Annotated in this window: 15 protein-coding genes; 9 read left to right on the plus strand and 6 right to left on the minus strand. The window is 67.4% G+C overall.

Annotated elements, in window-relative coordinates:
• Positions 1-7 precede the first annotated feature (7 nt).
• The 4 genes from ABZ454_RS02990 to ABZ454_RS03005 all read left to right on the plus strand — a co-directional run bounded on the left by ABZ454_RS02990 (position 8) and on the right by ABZ454_RS03005 (position 2,723).
• Positions 8-874, plus strand: coding sequence for a bifunctional 5,10-methylenetetrahydrofolate dehydrogenase/5,10-methenyltetrahydrofolate cyclohydrolase (locus ABZ454_RS02990; protein ID WP_359535811.1), 867 nt, complete (start codon positions 8-10; stop codon positions 872-874).
• A 47-nt stretch (positions 875-921) separates the two neighbouring features.
• Complete coding sequence (locus ABZ454_RS02995; RefSeq protein WP_359535812.1) at positions 922-1,071, plus strand: hypothetical protein; 150 nt, start codon at positions 922-924, stop codon at positions 1,069-1,071.
• Positions 1,072-1,527: 456 nt separating this feature from the next.
• Positions 1,528-2,031, plus strand: coding sequence for an N-acetyltransferase (locus ABZ454_RS03000; protein WP_359535813.1), 504 nt, complete (start codon positions 1,528-1,530; stop codon positions 2,029-2,031).
• 161 nt (positions 2,032-2,192) lie between these two features.
• Entirely contained in the window at positions 2,193-2,723 is a 531-nt protein-coding gene (locus tag ABZ454_RS03005; protein WP_359535814.1) for a transposase, read from the plus strand.
• Positions 2,724-3,142: 419 nt separating this feature from the next.
• Here the strand turns inward: ABZ454_RS03005 and ABZ454_RS03010 are convergent, their stop codons facing one another.
• Complete coding sequence (locus ABZ454_RS03010) at positions 3,143-4,036, minus strand: NADP-dependent oxidoreductase (protein WP_359535815.1); 894 nt, start codon at positions 4,034-4,036, stop codon at positions 3,143-3,145.
• A gap of 70 nt (positions 4,037-4,106) precedes the next feature.
• On the opposite strand from ABZ454_RS03010, the gene ABZ454_RS03015 reads away from it, so the two are divergent.
• Entirely contained in the window at positions 4,107-4,712 is a 606-nt protein-coding gene (locus ABZ454_RS03015) for a TetR/AcrR family transcriptional regulator (RefSeq protein WP_359535816.1), read from the plus strand.
• 430 nt (positions 4,713-5,142) lie between these two features.
• Positions 5,143-6,624 carry a hypothetical protein gene (locus ABZ454_RS03020; RefSeq protein ID WP_359535817.1) on the plus strand — a complete coding sequence of 494 codons (1,482 nt, stop codon included), beginning with the start codon at positions 5,143-5,145 and terminating at the stop codon, positions 6,622-6,624.
• Between the two features lie 391 nt (positions 6,625-7,015).
• Here the strand turns inward: ABZ454_RS03020 and ABZ454_RS03025 are convergent, their stop codons facing one another.
• Positions 7,016-7,780 carry a hypothetical protein gene (locus ABZ454_RS03025; protein WP_359535818.1) on the minus strand — a complete coding sequence of 255 codons (765 nt, stop codon included), beginning with the start codon at positions 7,778-7,780 and terminating at the stop codon, positions 7,016-7,018.
• 735 nt (positions 7,781-8,515) lie between these two features.
• Between ABZ454_RS03025 and ABZ454_RS03030 the strand changes: the two genes are divergently transcribed.
• Positions 8,516-9,037, plus strand: a complete 522-nt coding sequence (locus ABZ454_RS03030) for a hypothetical protein (RefSeq protein ID WP_359535819.1) — start codon at positions 8,516-8,518, stop codon at positions 9,035-9,037.
• A 32-nt stretch (positions 9,038-9,069) separates the two neighbouring features.
• A protein-coding gene (locus ABZ454_RS03035; RefSeq protein WP_359535820.1) for an IS5 family transposase occupies positions 9,070-9,959 on the plus strand; the annotation gives its coding sequence in 2 pieces (ribosomal slippage) (positions 9,070-9,421 and positions 9,421-9,959; 891 coding nt in all).
• Here the strand turns inward: ABZ454_RS03035 and ABZ454_RS03040 are convergent.
• Both ABZ454_RS03040 and ABZ454_RS03045 read right to left on the minus strand, forming a co-directional pair.
• Positions 9,939-10,460, minus strand: coding sequence for a hypothetical protein (locus tag ABZ454_RS03040; RefSeq protein ID WP_359535821.1), 522 nt, complete (start codon positions 10,458-10,460; stop codon positions 9,939-9,941). The two genes, ABZ454_RS03035 and ABZ454_RS03040, sit on opposite strands and share 21 nt — an antisense overlap.
• Before the next feature lie 484 nt (positions 10,461-10,944).
• Positions 10,945-11,853 (minus strand): aminoglycoside phosphotransferase family protein, encoded by a 909-nt coding sequence (locus ABZ454_RS03045; RefSeq protein WP_359536165.1) that lies wholly within the window; start codon positions 11,851-11,853, stop codon positions 10,945-10,947.
• Positions 11,854-12,299: 446 nt separating this feature from the next.
• Here ABZ454_RS03045 and ABZ454_RS03050 point away from each other — a divergent pair, with 446 nt between their 5' ends.
• Positions 12,300-13,163 carry a DUF1963 domain-containing protein gene (locus ABZ454_RS03050; protein WP_359535822.1) on the plus strand — a complete coding sequence of 288 codons (864 nt, stop codon included), beginning with the start codon at positions 12,300-12,302 and terminating at the stop codon, positions 13,161-13,163.
• Here the strand turns inward: ABZ454_RS03050 and ABZ454_RS03055 are convergent.
• Both ABZ454_RS03055 and ABZ454_RS03060 read right to left on the minus strand, forming a co-directional pair.
• A complete protein-coding gene (locus ABZ454_RS03055; RefSeq protein ID WP_359535823.1) occupies positions 13,087-13,338 on the minus strand; it encodes a DUF397 domain-containing protein in 252 nt (83 codons plus the stop codon). The two genes, ABZ454_RS03050 and ABZ454_RS03055, sit on opposite strands and share 77 nt — an antisense overlap.
• A gap of 1,180 nt (positions 13,339-14,518) precedes the next feature.
• Positions 14,519-14,995, minus strand: a complete 477-nt coding sequence (locus ABZ454_RS03060; protein ID WP_359535824.1) for a nuclear transport factor 2 family protein — start codon at positions 14,993-14,995, stop codon at positions 14,519-14,521.
• Between the last annotated feature and the right edge of the window lie 170 nt (positions 14,996-15,165).

Below are 15,165 nucleotides of genomic sequence, written 5' to 3' on the forward strand. Positions count from 1 at the left end.
GGCAACGATGTCCCCGACTCAGACAGCTCAGACCATGGACGGCACCAGCCTCGCCAGCCGCATGGTCGAAGAGGCCGCTGCCGGGGCGGCGAAGATCTCGCGGCGCACGGGGACCAGCCCCTGTCTGGCAACGGTGCTGGTCGGAGAGGACCCCGCTTCGGTCACGTATGTCCGTATGAAACGGACGCGGTGCGCAAAGGCAGGTATCCAGTCCCGGCACATTGCCTTGCCCGCAGCTACCACGACTGCCGAACTGATCGACACCCTCGCCGGCTTGTCCAATGATCCGGAAGTGCACGGCATCCTGCTCCAGCATCCTTGCGGTCCGCACATCGACGAGCGAGCAGCGTTCGAAGCCATCGCCCCGGAGAAGGATGTCGACGGGGTCACGACGCATTCCTTCGCCGCGATGACCTTCGCGCTGCCGGGCTTCGTCTCCTGCACTCCGGGCGGGATCATGCGACTGCTGGAGGAGTACGACGTCGGTCTCGCCGGCAAGCACGCCGTCGTGGTGGGTCGCAGCGCGATTCTCGGCAAACCGGTGGGGATGCTCCTGCTCTCCCAGGATGCGACGGTGACCTACTGCCACTCCCGCACGGCTGACCTGTCAGCGATTGTCCGGGAAGCGGACATTGTCGTAGCGGCCGTGGGACGGCCTCGGTTGATCAGGGGTGAGGACATCAAGCCTGGCGCGGTGGTGATCGACGCCGGCTACAACTCGGGCAACGTCGGCGACGTCGACTTCAACGCCGCTCTCACCCGCGCCCGTCTGATCACCCCGGTGCCCGGCGGAGTCGGGCCGATGACCATCGCCGTCCTGCTCGCACAGACCGTGGAAGCGGCCGCGAACCAGCTCGGATTTCAGGAGCTCTGACCTCCTCGTCAGAATCCCAAAGATGCCCTGACGGCAAGGTTCGGCCCGTGGAAGAAGTGGTACTCCGGCTGGAGGAGTTGCTGTTCCCGTCGATCGCAGATGTGGCGGTGCTGTCGGTCGACGTGAACGACGAGGCGGTACGCAGAGAGGCCCGAAGCACGGCGGCTGGGGCCGTCTGTGCCGGATGCGGGAGCTGATCACGGCGGGATCGCTCCTCCCTGCGCTTTCCTGGTGGTGTGCCCAGCGGAGGGAGGCGGCTCGCACTCTGCTTACGTGTCCGCAGGTTTCTCTGCCCGGTCATCTCGTGCGGACGGCGGACCTTCGGGGAACAGTGGTCAGGGTTGACCCGCCGTTACGGCAGGCGGACCGAGCGGCTGCGGTCGACGTTGGCTGCGGTCGGCCTCGCGCTCGCCGGCCGGACCGGTGCCCGGCTCTCCAGCGCCTTCGGAGTGGCCGTCAACCGCAGCACGGTGCTACGGCTGGTCACGGCATGGCCCCACCCTCAGAAGCCGTTGGCATACCGATGAGGGAGTCCGTCGATCGAAGGAGTCTCGTTCGGTTGATCGCGGGCCCTGCCGGCATGAGAGCAGGGCTTGGCGGTACGGGGAGGATTCGGGGGAGCGGACGGCCGCACGCTGCTACGGTCGAGCGCCATGAGCTGGCTTCCCGACGACTTCGTCCACCCCGTCCTGGTACCGCTGCCGGGCGGTGGTCATCACCTGCGGCCGATCCGGGAGGCGGACACATCGCTCGACTATCCGGCTGTGATGGGTTCGCGCGAGCGGCTGTGGACCATCTTCGGCCCGGCCTGGGGCTGGCCCGCGCCCACGATGACCTACGAAGCCGACCGGGCCGACCTCTTGCGGCACGAGAGGGAGATCGCCGCACACCAGTCCTTCAACTACGCGCTGTTCGATGCGGCGGAGACAGCTCTGCTCGGCTGTGTCTACATCGACCCGCCGGAGAGAGTCGGCGCGGACGGCGAGATCTCCTGGTGGGTGGTGGACGAGCTGGTGGGCAGCAAGGTCGAGCAAGCCCTCGACGCGCTGGTGCCGCAGTGGATCGCCGCCGACTGGCCCTTCGAGCAGCCGCGCTTCCTTGGCCGCGAGATCTCCTGGCCGGACTGGCTCGCCCTGCCGGAACATCCCGACGCGTAAGCAGCTGTTGTCGTAATGATCTCGGGACTCGGTGATCGAACAGCCGTCTCGATTGTGTGGTCGTCGGGTGCTCGATGCCTGCGCGGAGGGCCTCCTGAACAGCTCGCTGGTGTCGAATCACCGAGCATCAGGAGGCCCTGGTGTCACAGCCTTGTGCGCCGATGCCCGTGCAGTCCACCGCGGGCACCCGGGAGTGTGGCTGTCTCGCTCACCGGTTCGGAAACGCGGCCGACCATCCCCTGCGCGAGCGCCTGTATCCGACCGACATGTCGGACGCGGAGTGGGTGGTGGTACGGCCGTTGCTGCCGGTGCCGGGCTGGATGCGGGGCCAAGGCGGGCAGCCGGAGGCGTCCTGCCACCGCGCAATGCTGGACGCGATCGGCTATCTCGTGGATAACGGCATCACGTGGCGGGCGATGCCGGCCGACTTCCCACCGTGGGACCGGGTTTATGCGTTCTTCCGCCGCTGGCGCGACCACGACCTGGTCCGGGAGTTCCATGACCGGCTGCGCGAGCAGGTTCGGGAGAGGGCAGGACGCGAAGCCCTGCCGACGGCTGGGGGCGTCACAACTCGGCCGCCGTCACCCCGCGTCGTCCCCGACTGGATCCTCCGCCGGTCCGCGTCCCTGACAGAGACCGCCGCCTTCAGCTCAAGACGGTCCTGGTCCACTGCCCCGAACTTGACGCCCTGACCCCCAAGTAGCAGGCGCACCTGTCCACGCTGGGCATCGAGCCGCTTCATGCCCCCTCCCGTTCCGACAGCCACGCCCCCGAAGGGCCCGGACAAGGCGCAGCAGACGGCGGGGCGGGACCGGCTTGCCCAGGACCACCTGGTCGTGCTGCGGAAGCTGGGGGGCCGTGGGCTGAGGGGTGTTGCTGCCTTCGATCAGAGATCCGCCGGTACTGGCCGTGCAAAGGCCGGCGTACACGCGAATGCGCTCAGCCAGGTACGCGGATACGTACACAGGTTGCGGGCCGGCCCGAGCGCGGCCGCGGCCATCCGCCATCCGTCATCCGTCATCCGTCGTCTCAGGATGGCGGACACACACTGCCGGCCAGGGCTCCCTGCGGCCGACGCCTGCATCGCCCGCAGGGAGCCCTGGACGGGCATTCAGACGACGATGACCCGGCGCCCGCGGGAGTGGCCTGCCTGGCTGTCGATGTGTGCCGCCGCGGCTTCGGCGAGCGTGTACGACTTCTCGACCGGGATGTGCAGCTTTCCCCGCGAGATGAGGTCTGCGGCCAGCGCGAGCGCCTCCTGGACGCTCCCGGCTACGCCGGAGAATCGGACACCGAGCTCCGGCGCACCGAGATCGGCGATGGAGATCACCTTCTGCGGGTTCCCGGCCAGTTCGACGAGCTCGCGGATCACGCCCGAGCCGGCCAGATCGAGGGCCGCGTCGACCTGGCCGAGCTGCCGCACCCGCTCGACCCAGCCCTCGTCGTACGTCGTGGCGAGGGCGCCCAGACTGCGCAGATAATCCTGGTTCGCTGCCCCGGCCGTGCCGATCACCGTGATGCCGCGGTCGCGGGCGATCCGCAGCACCGCTGAGCCGACTCCCCCGGACGCGCCGCTGACCAGCAGGGTCTGCCCGGACTGCACACCGGCCTCGCGAATGATGCGCAGCGCGGTCTCCACTACGGACGGGTATCCGGCCGCCTCTTCGAACGTCAGGCCCTCGGGCATACGAGCCCAGGCCGACAGTACGGCGAACTCGGCATACGTGTGGGAGCCTTCGCCGAACACCTGGTCACCCACCTCGACTTCTTCGACACCCTCGCCGACCTCGTCCACCACCCCGGAGGCGTCCAGCCCGACTCCGGAGGGCAACTCGATCGGATGGGCCCCCAACTTCTGTCCTTCACGGATCCTCCAGTCGACGGGGTTCACGCCCGCCGCCCTCACAGCGACGCGTATCTGGCCGGGGCCCGCGTGGGGCTCCTCGGCGTCCACGAGGTGCAGGACGTCCGGACCGCCGAACTCGGCGAAGCTCACTTTCCTCATGCGGCAGACCGTAGCACTAACGGTTAGCCTTTTGAAACCGATGCAGTTTCGTATCTGATAGCGTCAGGGTATGACCGTGACGTCCGGACGCCGTGAACGCAAGAAGGCCGCAACGCGCCAGAGGATCGCCGACACCGCCCTCCAACTCTTCCTGGAACGCGGGTACGAGGCGGTGGGAATCCGTGACGTAGCTGCCGAGGCCGACGTGGCCGTCACCACGCTCTTCTCCCACTTCGCCTCGAAAGAGGCCCTGGTCTTCGAGCGGGACGATGACTTCGAGCAACGCCTCACGCAGGCGGTCACCGGCCGGACGCCGGACGAGCCGCTCATCCCCGCGCTGCGCCGGGAGATCCAGGCCCTGGTCCGCCATTGCACGGCGGACAGCGCCACCCCGATATGGCGCATGATCAACGGCTCTCCCGCCCTGCGGGAGTACGAGGAGTCGATGAGGCTGCGCCACGCGGAGACGCTGGCAGCGACCATCGCCGCCGATCCCGACCTGTCACAGACCACAACGGCGAGCCGGACGATCGCGCGGTTCGTGATCGACGCCTACTCACTGGCCCGCGAGGCGCCCGATCCGGACGCCGCGTTGGACGAGATCTTCCGGATGATCGAGGCAGCCTGGGCCGTCACCCGCCCCTCGGGAAACCCCACCGGCCCGGCCGGACTGTAGTCAGCACTCGACCCAGCCCCGAGCTCGCCCGTCCGGGAGGCCATCGCCGGCGTGCACGGCTTCATGTGTACGTACGGCCGTACCCGACTGAGCACACAGACCTGTACACCGACAGCAAGAGGAGTTCCGAGGGACTGGCCTACTTGGCCCATTCGGCCCAGGAAGCCCACGGGCGCATGGTCAGCGAGGAGGCCGAGGTGATCCGCTGGACATCCGGTGAGGGGTCCCTCGAGTAGTACCAGCGTTGATCGAAGCGATGTGTTCCTCGGACGCCACTGCGACACGGCGGTGACAGCAAACGGCTTGTCTCAACCTGTTGATGACGCTTTCGTATCTACACGAGCGCCGCCCGATTCGCGGTGGCGCGCCGATATCAGGGGTGGGATCAGCGTTGAGGAACACGTTAGGAAGAGGCGGCAGACTGACGACGGTGCTGCTGGCGGGCGCGCTGGCCGGATCGGCGCTGACGACGGCCACCGGTACCGCGTCCGCAGCCCCAGGGGTCGCGGCGGTGGCCGCGGTGCCGTCGGGTCCGGGCATGGAGCTGTCGGCCGCGTCGTTCACGCAGATGACGGTGGACGAGGTCAGCCGGCGCGTGTGGATCGCCGGGGACCGGGTCTATCCCGACGGATCGCGGGACGGCGAACTGGTCGGCGTGCTCTACGGGGGTGTCGGGCCCGCCGTCGCGAGCGCCCATATGACCGCCCCCCTGTCCGGCGTAGCGGTGGAGCCGGACGGCTCGAAGGTCTATGCCGGGCAGTCGGACCACATCGCCAACTACTCCCACCACACCGGGTTTTTGGACCCCCTCGACCCGATTCCGGCCCCGGCCGACGGCTGTGGGCGGGAGCTGGTGCACACCGGCGGGCGACTGTTCTTCACCAGCCGGCCGGCCGCGTCGCCGGAGGGCTGCGCCGGCGCGCCGGGCAGTGTCGGCGTCGCCGCGACGCCCGACGGCGGCAAGGCCGGGCAGGTCATGTACTCGAGCTCCCGGGTCCATCTCGAGGGAGGGCCTGGAGGTCTGCTGGTGACCGCTCCAGAGCGCTGGTCCCCGACCGACGATCCTGACCTGGGGATCTACCGGGTGACCGACGGGGCGGACGGGAACCTGCTGGAGTTCCTGGGTGAGCGCCGGTTCACCGAGGACGGCACGGGCCGGGGCATGGACTTCCGGGACGCCGACTTCTCAGCGGACGGCTCCGTCCTCGCGGTGGCCGACGGGGTCCGGGGAACCGTACTGCTCAGCGGCCAGGACGCCCGCTTCCTCGAGAACCACTACGCGCCGCTGCCGGAGGGCGTGGCGCCCACGGCCGTCGCCTTCAGTCCCGACGGCAAGTGGTTCGCCCAGGGCGGCGCGGCGTCGGGCGATACAGCCGACCTGACCCTGGCGTTCGCCGACCCGTCGGTCGAACGGCAGCCGCTGCGTATCAGCTTCGAGGACGAGGCCGCGGGCCACCGCGTCGTCCCGCGGGGCATGGAGTTCTCCGGGGACGGACAACAGCTCTTCGTCGTGACCTCCAACCCGGAGGGCACGAAGTTCTGGCTGCACACGATTCAGACCCGGGAAGCCCTGGCCCCGTCGCGGTTCGTGGACGTGACGCACGGCCCCGCCGTCGCCGGGGGGCCGTTCAGAGTGACCGGACGACTGGACCTGGACGGACTGGCACCTACCGAGGCGCCGCGGATCACCGTGCAGCGGCTCAACGGCCTGGAGGTCACCGACCTGCCGCCCCTCCCGGTCGCCGAGGACGGAACGTTCGTCCTGGAGGATGTTCTGCCGGACCTGGTCGGGAACGTCCAGTACATACTCGGCTATGCCGGTGACGAGGTCCACTCCCCCTCGGAGCACTGGCTTGTGGTGGACACGGTCGAGGCGTCGAGCACGGGACCCGCGGCGGCCGGTAGCCGGTAGTCGGCTCACGGTACGGCGGGCTACCTCGGGGGCCTGGCCGGTCATGGAGAAGGTGAGCGGCCCCGGCGGGCGTCCGAGGGGTTCGTACAGTCATGTTCGGCACAAGCCGGGCCGGGGCCATCAGCACACACACCACGACCGCCCCGCTTCGAACCATGCGCCCCGCCTCTCGACGAACCCGGAACGCACCAAGCCCCCGCAGCACCCCCGCACACGCGTTGGCCGGCCTCGGACGTGACCGGGCCGGCCCTGACCCCGCGCCGACGGCGCCCTCCCCCGGATTGTCCAGGGGTGGGTGCCGACGTCGGAGGTTCTCAGCACTTCATGGTGGCGCAGGACAACCCGTCGAGGCCCTTGAACTCGCCCAGACAGACGCCACTACGGGCAGGACTCAGCCCGTGGGGCACTGCGGCGTGGGTGCGTCGGCGTCCTTCCGGAAGCCGCCGTCGGTGAGGGATGCCTCCCATTGGAATGGCGGGCAGGCGATCAGCGGCACGGTGACGGAGATGCTCTTCGACTCGCCGGGGGCGAGTGACCCCAGATTGCAGATCGCGTCCTCGTCGGCAAAGAGGCATGCCGACGCCGGTGTGAACTTGAAGTTCGAGTGGATGTAGGAGGCCCCGAAGACCCTGAGTCCCGCGTTCTTGGTCTCCTTGTAGCCGTTGGTGACGGTCAGCGTGTAGCTGGCCATCGGCGGGTCGTACTCAGTCTTCCCCGCCGTGGCAGTGGGGTCACTGATGTTGGCCCGCAGCCGCTCCGTATCGACCGGGGTCTCGAAGGAGGCGTTCACGTCCATCGTGCCGTTGGTGCTGACTCCGTACTCGGCTCCGCCGTCGGACCAGGAACCGTCGAGGGTCACGTTCGCGGTGACCTCGTAGTTTCCGGGGCCCGGGTACTGAAGGCGGTCGCTGAGGCTGAAGTACCCGATCAGGTTCCCGTCCTTCTTGAGGGTGTAGTACGCGGACTGCCTGGTGCAGCCGCGCCAGCTGTCGAGGAGGCCCGGCTTGCACTGGGCCTCCAGCGTGATCCACATGTCGTGTGCATCCTCGTTGAGGCACAGCTGCCCCCACGTCTTCTTTGCGTTGGTGCCGTCAAATTGCTGCTCGGTGCAGACCTTCTGCGTGTCCGTCGGAGCAGCGACGGAAGTGCCGGCCATGGACAGGCTGAATGAGCCGGCGAGAGCGACAGCGGCGATGGCACGCCTCTTGTTGATCATTCCCTATGAACGACATCGGGCGCACCACGTCACGGGGCTCGTCCGGAATTACGCCGCAGAGCTGCAGGTCGGGCAGCATGAGCACCGGTCCGGCCCAGAGAAAGACGACCCCCCGGCGGCGCTCGGTCGCGGCGGGACCGGTGCACTTGCCGACGGGTGCCCGCCCGGCTCTGCCCCCCCCAGCATCCATGCCAGGTCCCCCAGCCTGCTGGTCTTGCCGGGGCCCGGCTCACCGAGAACGACCTGGACGGGCCGGCCCGGCTCCGCCGCCTCTGCTCCTCCAGGTGTCGCGCCAGTGCCTCCTCCTGGCCGCGGACTACGTACACGTCGGCCAGGGCTACTGCGTCGGGGCCGCTGAACGCGCTGGTCCGGGCGAGCGCACTGTCACTGGCATGCTCCAGGTACGTGTGGTGGCTTCTGCCGCCGTCGGCGGACCGGCGGGTCGGCGACCAGCAGCTCGCCAGCCCGTTCCGTCCGTGGGCCGGGCAGCCGGCCGCCCACCCGGCCCACGGAAATCATGGGGTCGAAGACACACAGTCAGTCCAGGCTGTGCGGCAGGTCGGGGGTGGCGCTCCGCCCCTGCTCCCGCCGGGCTCCACCCGCGTGGCGATCTCGCAGCGCGGCAGACGGTCATCGAGGAACGATCACTGCCGCTCCCGTGCTACATATCTGGACATGAACACGTCTGGCAGGGGCGGCAGTTCGGGCGCTGTGCACGAGTGGGTCAACACGTTGGGGGTGTTGTTCGCGGTCGGTCTTTCCCTCTTCACTCTGTACCGAGATCAGACGCAGCGGTCCAACGATCAGGCCCGGGAGGCGATGAAGGTCAATATGTACTGGACTGGTCCGGCGGCCGCGCCCACCGGGGTGATGGTGGAGAACCAGCAGTCGATCCGCATCGAGGATGTGACCGTTCGGCTTGAGGTGGGCGGCGCGAGCGTCCAGCAGGTTCGGTTCGGTGAGGTGCATTCATGCACGCTCGATTGGTTCCCCTTCGGTGCCCACCAGTCGCAGGTGAGGAATGACGCCTTGGTCGTGCTTCAGTTCCGGGATGCGTCAGGTCGTTGGTGGCGGATGAAGCCGGGGCCGGTTCTGGACAAGATCGGTGACAGGGAAGCTCGCCGGGAGGGCGGGGACGATCTGGTTGCTGCCTGGGGCCTTGAGCGCGGGACCAGCCCTTCCAACGGCTGCGTCTAGCGCCCGCTAGGCCGTGTCTGATAATTGATCTTGTGGCTGGTCGAGGTGAACTGACGGATGCGGCGTGGGAGCAAATACGACCGCTGCTTCCTGCGATGGATGGGCGGGGTAGGCCCTGGCGGGATCACCGGCAGGTGATCGATGGGGTGCTGTGGCGGCTGCGGACCGGTGCTCCGTGGCGAGATCTGCCCGAGCCGTACGGCCCGTGGCAGACCGCCTACGAACGCTTCGCCCGCTGGGAAACCGATGGCACATGGGCAAGGTTGCTCGAGCTCGCGCAGGTCCGCGATGACGCGGTGGGCCGCATCGAGTGGACCGTGTCGGTGGACTCCACCATCAATCGTGCCCACCAGCATGCCGCCGGCGCCTGCAAAAGGGGGAGCCCTGCGGGGACAAATTGGAGGATCCGCAACGCTCGGCGGCGCGGCAGGCTCTCGGCCGATCCCGGGGAGGGCTGACCACCAAGGTCCACCTGGCCGTCGACGGACGAGGCCTGCCGCTGTCCATCGTCCTGACACCGGGCAACGTCAACGACTCCACGATGTTCGACGCAGTCCTGGACGCCATTTACGTTCCCCGGTCCGGGATGGGCAGGCCACGACGCCGACCTGACCGGGTGCTGGCCGACAAGGCGTACTCCTCCCGGGCTATCCGGGCCGCGCTCAGGCATCGTGGCATCAAAGCCACTATCCCCGAACGCTCCGACCAGGTCGGCAACCGGCGCCGAAAGGGCAACGCCGGCGGCCGCCGCCCCGCCTTCGACCGGGAGGCATACAAGCACCGAAACGTCGTTGAACGCTGCTTCAACCGGCTCAAACAGTTCCGGGCCGTCGCCACACGGTTCGACAAGCTCGCCACCCGCTACCAGGCGGGACTGCAGCTGAGTTCGCTCATCTTGTGGCTACGCGATCTGGTGCCGTGACCACCGGGCGAACAGACTTCGCCGCCTGCGAGGCTGAGTCGTGAACGCCGTTTGCGGGACACCCAGCGCATCGAGCCGTGACATGAGCCGAACCTCTTGCTCTGATGTGACAGCGATCCACAGGACTGTGCCTGTGTCGCTGGCGCTGAAGATCTCTCGACCCTGTCGCCACGCCTCGGCATGAATCGTGTAGGGAGCCAAGGCCAGAAACACGTCGAACTGCGTGTCGTCGCGGACATCGACGTCAATCCCCATGCCAGGATCAGCTTTCGCAGGCCGGACGCCCTCGGCCACCTCGTTGGCGGCCATCGACAACACCTGCTCGTACGCGGGCGCCACTTCCGGTGGCCATGCGATATCGCTGTAGGCATCGACGTGAGCCGTCTCGATGCTGTCTCGCAGGACACGAAGCGCCTCGCGGTGAACACGTACCACGTCTGCCGCCTCCAGGCCGTCTCGGAGGAACAGGTCTCGACGTGGTTCAGCGGCTTCACTGGTCATGCGGCTCAGCCTTTCACGTGCCGATGTCGTCCGTTTGAAGGGCCTGACCGGCTGCGGCTGCCCTTGTGGCCACGCAGCTGACGACTTCCCTCGCCCACAGCTTGATCATTTATCAGACAGGGCCTAGCGCCACGGCCGGCCGCTCGCCCGGCTCCAAGGTCGAGGAGATCGGCGGTCATGGCCGCCACTCCGCCCGGTGGTCGGGGTGGCGGCGTAGACACAGCTCGCCGACGCCGGCAACCATCGAAGTGAAGGTCAGCTGCCGCTGACATCTGGGCTGCACTATCTCGAAGCACGGTGGCCCACCAGCAGATGAACCCACGTCCGACCCCTACGCCGACCAGCTCGCACGAGCCGTCGACGCCGTCCTGTCCTTTCCGAAATGACAACTGGAAGGTCTCTCCGAACCGTTCGAGCAGGCCCATCCCGAACAAGTTGATCCTTGCGGGACCGACGTGCGTGGGGCGTCCCGTCCGGGACTGATTCACCCTTCGTCGGCAGTCTCCAGGATCGCGCGGAGGCGCGACAAGCATTCACTGACGAAGGCGGGATAGGTGCCCCAGTAGTACGACACCCCGCTGACTCCGACGGCGATGGCCCACGCCCGGGCACGCAACCACGTCACGTCGTCGAGGCTCATGGCGTTCCAGTACGCCTGCCGAGCCGTGGGCGGAAGGTCCCACAGAGGCGAGTGCTCGGCATCGGGAAAGCCGACCGAGAGGCATCCGAAGTCGATGACCGCATGCAGCTTTCCCTGCTGGACCCCGAGGTTGGTGGCTTTGAGGTCGCCGTGCAGCCAGACCTCTCGGCCGGATGGCTCGGGCAGGGCGAGCGCGCTCTGCCACAGGTGTCGCAAGCGCGCGATGTCGAGATCGAGACCTGGGATCGTTCGACAGACGTCGAAGCACCCACTGATCCACCGGTCACAGTCCGGCAAGGCACCTCCGCGGTACCAGCTGAGCTCGCCTTGACGAGCGGCTCCCATGAGGGGGAGGGAGTGCAGCCTCCGCACGATCGCTGCCAGGTCCGCCCCGAAGGCGGGCCAGTCGGTGACCGATCCTGGGCCGGCTTCCTCGCCGTCGATCCAGCGGTAGACCGACCAGACAAGCGGAAAGGCCGAACCCGGCGTACCGGCGTGCACCGGCTCCGGGATGCGACAGGGAAGATGCGGAGCCAGCCGCGGCAGCCACGTCTGTTCCTTCTGTACCGCCTTCGCGTTGTCCGGTGTGCGCGGCAACCGTACGAGCAACTGGTTGCCGAGCCGATACATCGTGTTGTCCGTGCCCGCACCGGCCGGCGAGATGGGGAGGCCGGCCCATTCCGGGCGCTGCTCCCGCAGCAGCGCTCGGACGATGGCCTCGTCCACATCGACCTCGTTCTCATGAAGTGTCACGGTGACAGCCTTCTCCCCGGACTTCGCCGTCACCAGTGAAATATTCGAGGCGGTCGTCGCTCGGAGCTCGATCCGCTGAGGATCCGCCGTGGCAGGTGACACAGAGCGAAGATCTGGCAGTTCCCATGGGACAGGACAGACGCCAGCCGCTCCAGCGGTGTTCCTTGGAACGAGATCTGACGGTCTCAGCCAAGCGTGTGGGATCCCATGTCCAGCGGACATGGGACTGCACCATCCAATCCCCGGCGACGAGTGGCTCTTCGAAGGCAGGACCGATCACGCTCCTGGAGAGGACATGCGACGTCGCCTTCGAGCTGCGCGGATTCCTGGAGGCGGATCCGCTGGGATGATCCGAGGTGACCGACCACTCCCATCCACCACGTACAACCCATGCCCGCCGACTCCCGACGGAACGGAAGTGTGAGAAGGGGCTTATCTTCTCGGGCATGGATCATCAGGGACAGTTTCGTCGGGCAGCGCTTGAGTTGGGCATCCCGGACGACGAGATCAGCAGGTTCAGCCAGCACCTTCGTCTGGCGATCGGATTGTCCGGGGGCGGCGATGGTTCTCCGGTCGGGCACATCGGTGGGTTGCCCCGACTGCCGGTGGGCATGAAGTGGCCGTCCGCCGGGGACATTCCCTTGCCGTTGCTCCTTTCCGTCGATTGTGGGGCGCTGCCGAGGGTCGACGGCTTCGACCTGCCGGCGGACGGGACGCTGCTCTTCTTCGTTCACCAAGAGATGGACTTCGGCGCATCGCGGGCCGATCCGGGGCAGTACGCGCGAGTCGTGTATGTACCGGACGGCACCGAAACCGCGGTGGCCGAACCCCCCGACTCCGCGTGTGCCGGCGAGCGGATCGACGTCTGCGCCGATCTCAGAGCCGATCTACCCCTGTGGCTCGAGGAGGGCGACGAGGACTGGCACGAGTTCTGGGAGGATCTCGAGTGGGACGACATGTCACCCTTCCAGCAGCAGTTGGCCCGGTACATGGAGCGTGAGCTGCCGCACCTGGACCAACTCCGGTCTCTGGCCTACGGCCTCTGGTCCTCCGGCGCCTACCGCGTCATCGGCGGGTACGCCGATGACGAGGCGACGGTCGGCAGCATCATGGCGAAGACCCTCGGGAAGGGAGAATGGCTTTCCTATCTGGACGAGGACGCGCTCCAACTGGCGAGCGAATGGATACCGCTCGCCAATGAAGGACGGGTCTACGAGGAGTACTACACGAAATTCATGATCCGTCACGACGACCTGGCCGCCGCTCGGTGGGACAAGGCGCTGGCCGTGACCATTTTTGACGCCCCGTGATCAGGTTCGCCGCACCTCTACCCAGGGGGAGCTGGCGAAGGCTGTGCACAAAGGCTGTCCAGGCGTCCGCGCCAACGGTCACGACCGGGCCGCCAGGGTTCTTGCTGTCGCGGACGGGAACGGTGGGGCAGGCGTCGCTCTGGGCCACCTCGACACACTGAGCCCTTCCCATCATCCGGCTGAGCAGGCCGGTTGAGCAGGCCAGCTGCAGGGCAAGGACGGACTGGACGAGAGCGGTGACTTGGGAAAGCGCGTGCCCCCGCGGCCTGTAACGGACAGTCCGGCGATACCGCAGGGCTCTGGCACCTGAGGGTGGCGGGAGTGATCGGCAAGACGTGCTGCGTGATCACCGACGAGACGGACCACTCCGCTGGCGCACTGGAGGTGAGGGGGGTTCGCTATCCACTTCGTGAAGAAGATCGATCAGCCGGCAGGGCCTCCAGCGCTGGAAGACCAATACACCACCCACGACGCTCGCCCTTGACAGACTGCGGTCGGTGAAGCTGTGCGCTGGGGCGGCGGGAGCGAGCCGGAGGGTGTGCGGAAACCCCCGCCGGCCCGGACGAGGAGGTCTCCGCCACCAGCCAGACGGGACGGCCGTCCCGTTCGAAGCGCTTGATGATGGCCTCGCTTTCGAGCATCGCAGCGACCTACCGGCTGGCCATGGGGACGGCGGTGGGAGGGTCGGTGATGCGGCGCACTGCTTCCAGGGAGGCGGCGCGGTGCTCGGCAAGCCGACTGACGGAGCAAGGCTCGCTTCCGGTGACAGCGGCCGGGCATATCGTTTTGGATCAGTTAGTCATTGGTCTGGACGGGCCGTTGAGTGACGCGCAATGGGCGCGGCTTGAGCCATTACTGCCGGACCACCGCACTCCGAAGCGAGGTGGCCGCTGGCGGAACCACCGTGAGGTGATCGATGCGGTCGCCTTCACGTCCGAACCGGCACGCAATGGGGCCACCTGCCAAAGAAGTACGACAACCGGCGTGGCGTCTACAACCGGCTGCGCATGTGGCCCGGCGACGGGAGCTGGGAACGGCTGTTCACCACGTTGATGGTCCAGGCGGACGCCGACGAGGACCTCAACTGGGTCGTCACGCTGGACGCCGCGATCGTGCGCACCATCAGCACGCGGCCGGAGCCCGCAAGAAGGGGGCCCGGATCGCGAACCGGGCGATCACGCCATCGGTCGGTCCCGCCCGCTGATCCGATCGGATCAGCGGGCCTGCTGCTGAGTAGCGCTGCTGAGTACGGATCGGACCGTCATCGCGGGGTCGGACGCTGAAGCTGGTATGGCGCGGCAGCGCCCACCACACTCTTGCCCATTTCTAGCCTGTTGGCTGTGTGGGAGCGTGACTTACGGCTTGTCAGCCGGCTTGAGGCTCTCGGTCGGTCCAGCGAAGGCGAGGAACAAGGAACGAGAACTGAGAAGCCACAGGCCGTTGACCTTGAGGAAGACGTCCTCGTAGTGGCCCACTTGGGTAGGAGGCCGTGGGGGCACGTAGCCGTTGGTGTATCCGTCGACACGATAGGTCGTGAAGTAAGTGGTCGCCGTTGCTGTTGCCTCGGATGTGAGGGTCACCAGGATATTCGTGCATATCCGACGTGAGAGGCGGTCTGCGGGACGACCAGCGAAATAGGACCGCAGTGCGTCACGGCCCTGGACCCGGCGGTCGCCTTCAGCCCATTCCCAGACTCCGTCCTCCGCGAACAGCTCGGCCACCTCACCCGGGTCGCCGAGGTCGAGCGTGTGGACAAACTTGACGATCAGGCGCTCGCAAGCTCGCTCAGCGAGGAGACGGTCCGTGGGATCAAGGGTTGCAGTGGTAGACATCCCCGATGTCTACCAGGGTGGCAAAGGGCATCGCGACACCTTTTGACGCCCGCGCGATCTCACCCTGAAGCAGCTTCGATTCGCCTCCGTGCCGATGAACTCCACAGAGCGGGAGCGATCCGACCGACCGACAAGCCATAAGCCCTGTCTGACAAGTACTGCGCGACTGA

It is taken from the genome of Streptomyces sp. NPDC005803, assembly GCF_040630435.1.
Taxonomy (GTDB): domain Bacteria; phylum Actinomycetota; class Actinomycetes; order Streptomycetales; family Streptomycetaceae; genus Streptomyces.

Coding starts and splice junctions, on each gene's coding strand:
- ABZ454_RS02990 (WP_359535811.1), top strand. CDS start 8: ATGTCCCCGACTCAGACAGCTCAGACCATGGACGGCACCAGCCTCGCC.
- ABZ454_RS03000 (WP_359535813.1), top strand. CDS start 1,528: ATGAGCTGGCTTCCCGACGACTTCGTCCACCCCGTCCTGGTACCGCTG.
- ABZ454_RS03005 (WP_359535814.1), top strand. CDS start 2,193: ATGCCCGTGCAGTCCACCGCGGGCACCCGGGAGTGTGGCTGTCTCGCT.
- ABZ454_RS03010 (WP_359535815.1), bottom strand. CDS start 4,036: ATGAGGAAAGTGAGCTTCGCCGAGTTCGGCGGTCCGGACGTCCTGCAC.
- ABZ454_RS03015 (WP_359535816.1), top strand. CDS start 4,107: ATGACCGTGACGTCCGGACGCCGTGAACGCAAGAAGGCCGCAACGCGC.
- ABZ454_RS03025 (WP_359535818.1), bottom strand. CDS start 7,780: ATGGCCGGCACTTCCGTCGCTGCTCCGACGGACACGCAGAAGGTCTGC.
- ABZ454_RS03030 (WP_359535819.1), top strand. CDS start 8,516: ATGAACACGTCTGGCAGGGGCGGCAGTTCGGGCGCTGTGCACGAGTGG.
- ABZ454_RS03040 (WP_359535821.1), bottom strand. CDS start 10,460: ATGACCAGTGAAGCCGCTGAACCACGTCGAGACCTGTTCCTCCGAGAC.
- ABZ454_RS03050 (WP_359535822.1), top strand. CDS start 12,300: ATGGATCATCAGGGACAGTTTCGTCGGGCAGCGCTTGAGTTGGGCATC.
- ABZ454_RS03055 (WP_359535823.1), bottom strand. CDS start 13,338: ATGATGGGAAGGGCTCAGTGTGTCGAGGTGGCCCAGAGCGACGCCTGC.
- ABZ454_RS03060 (WP_359535824.1), bottom strand. CDS start 14,995: ATGTCTACCACTGCAACCCTTGATCCCACGGACCGTCTCCTCGCTGAG.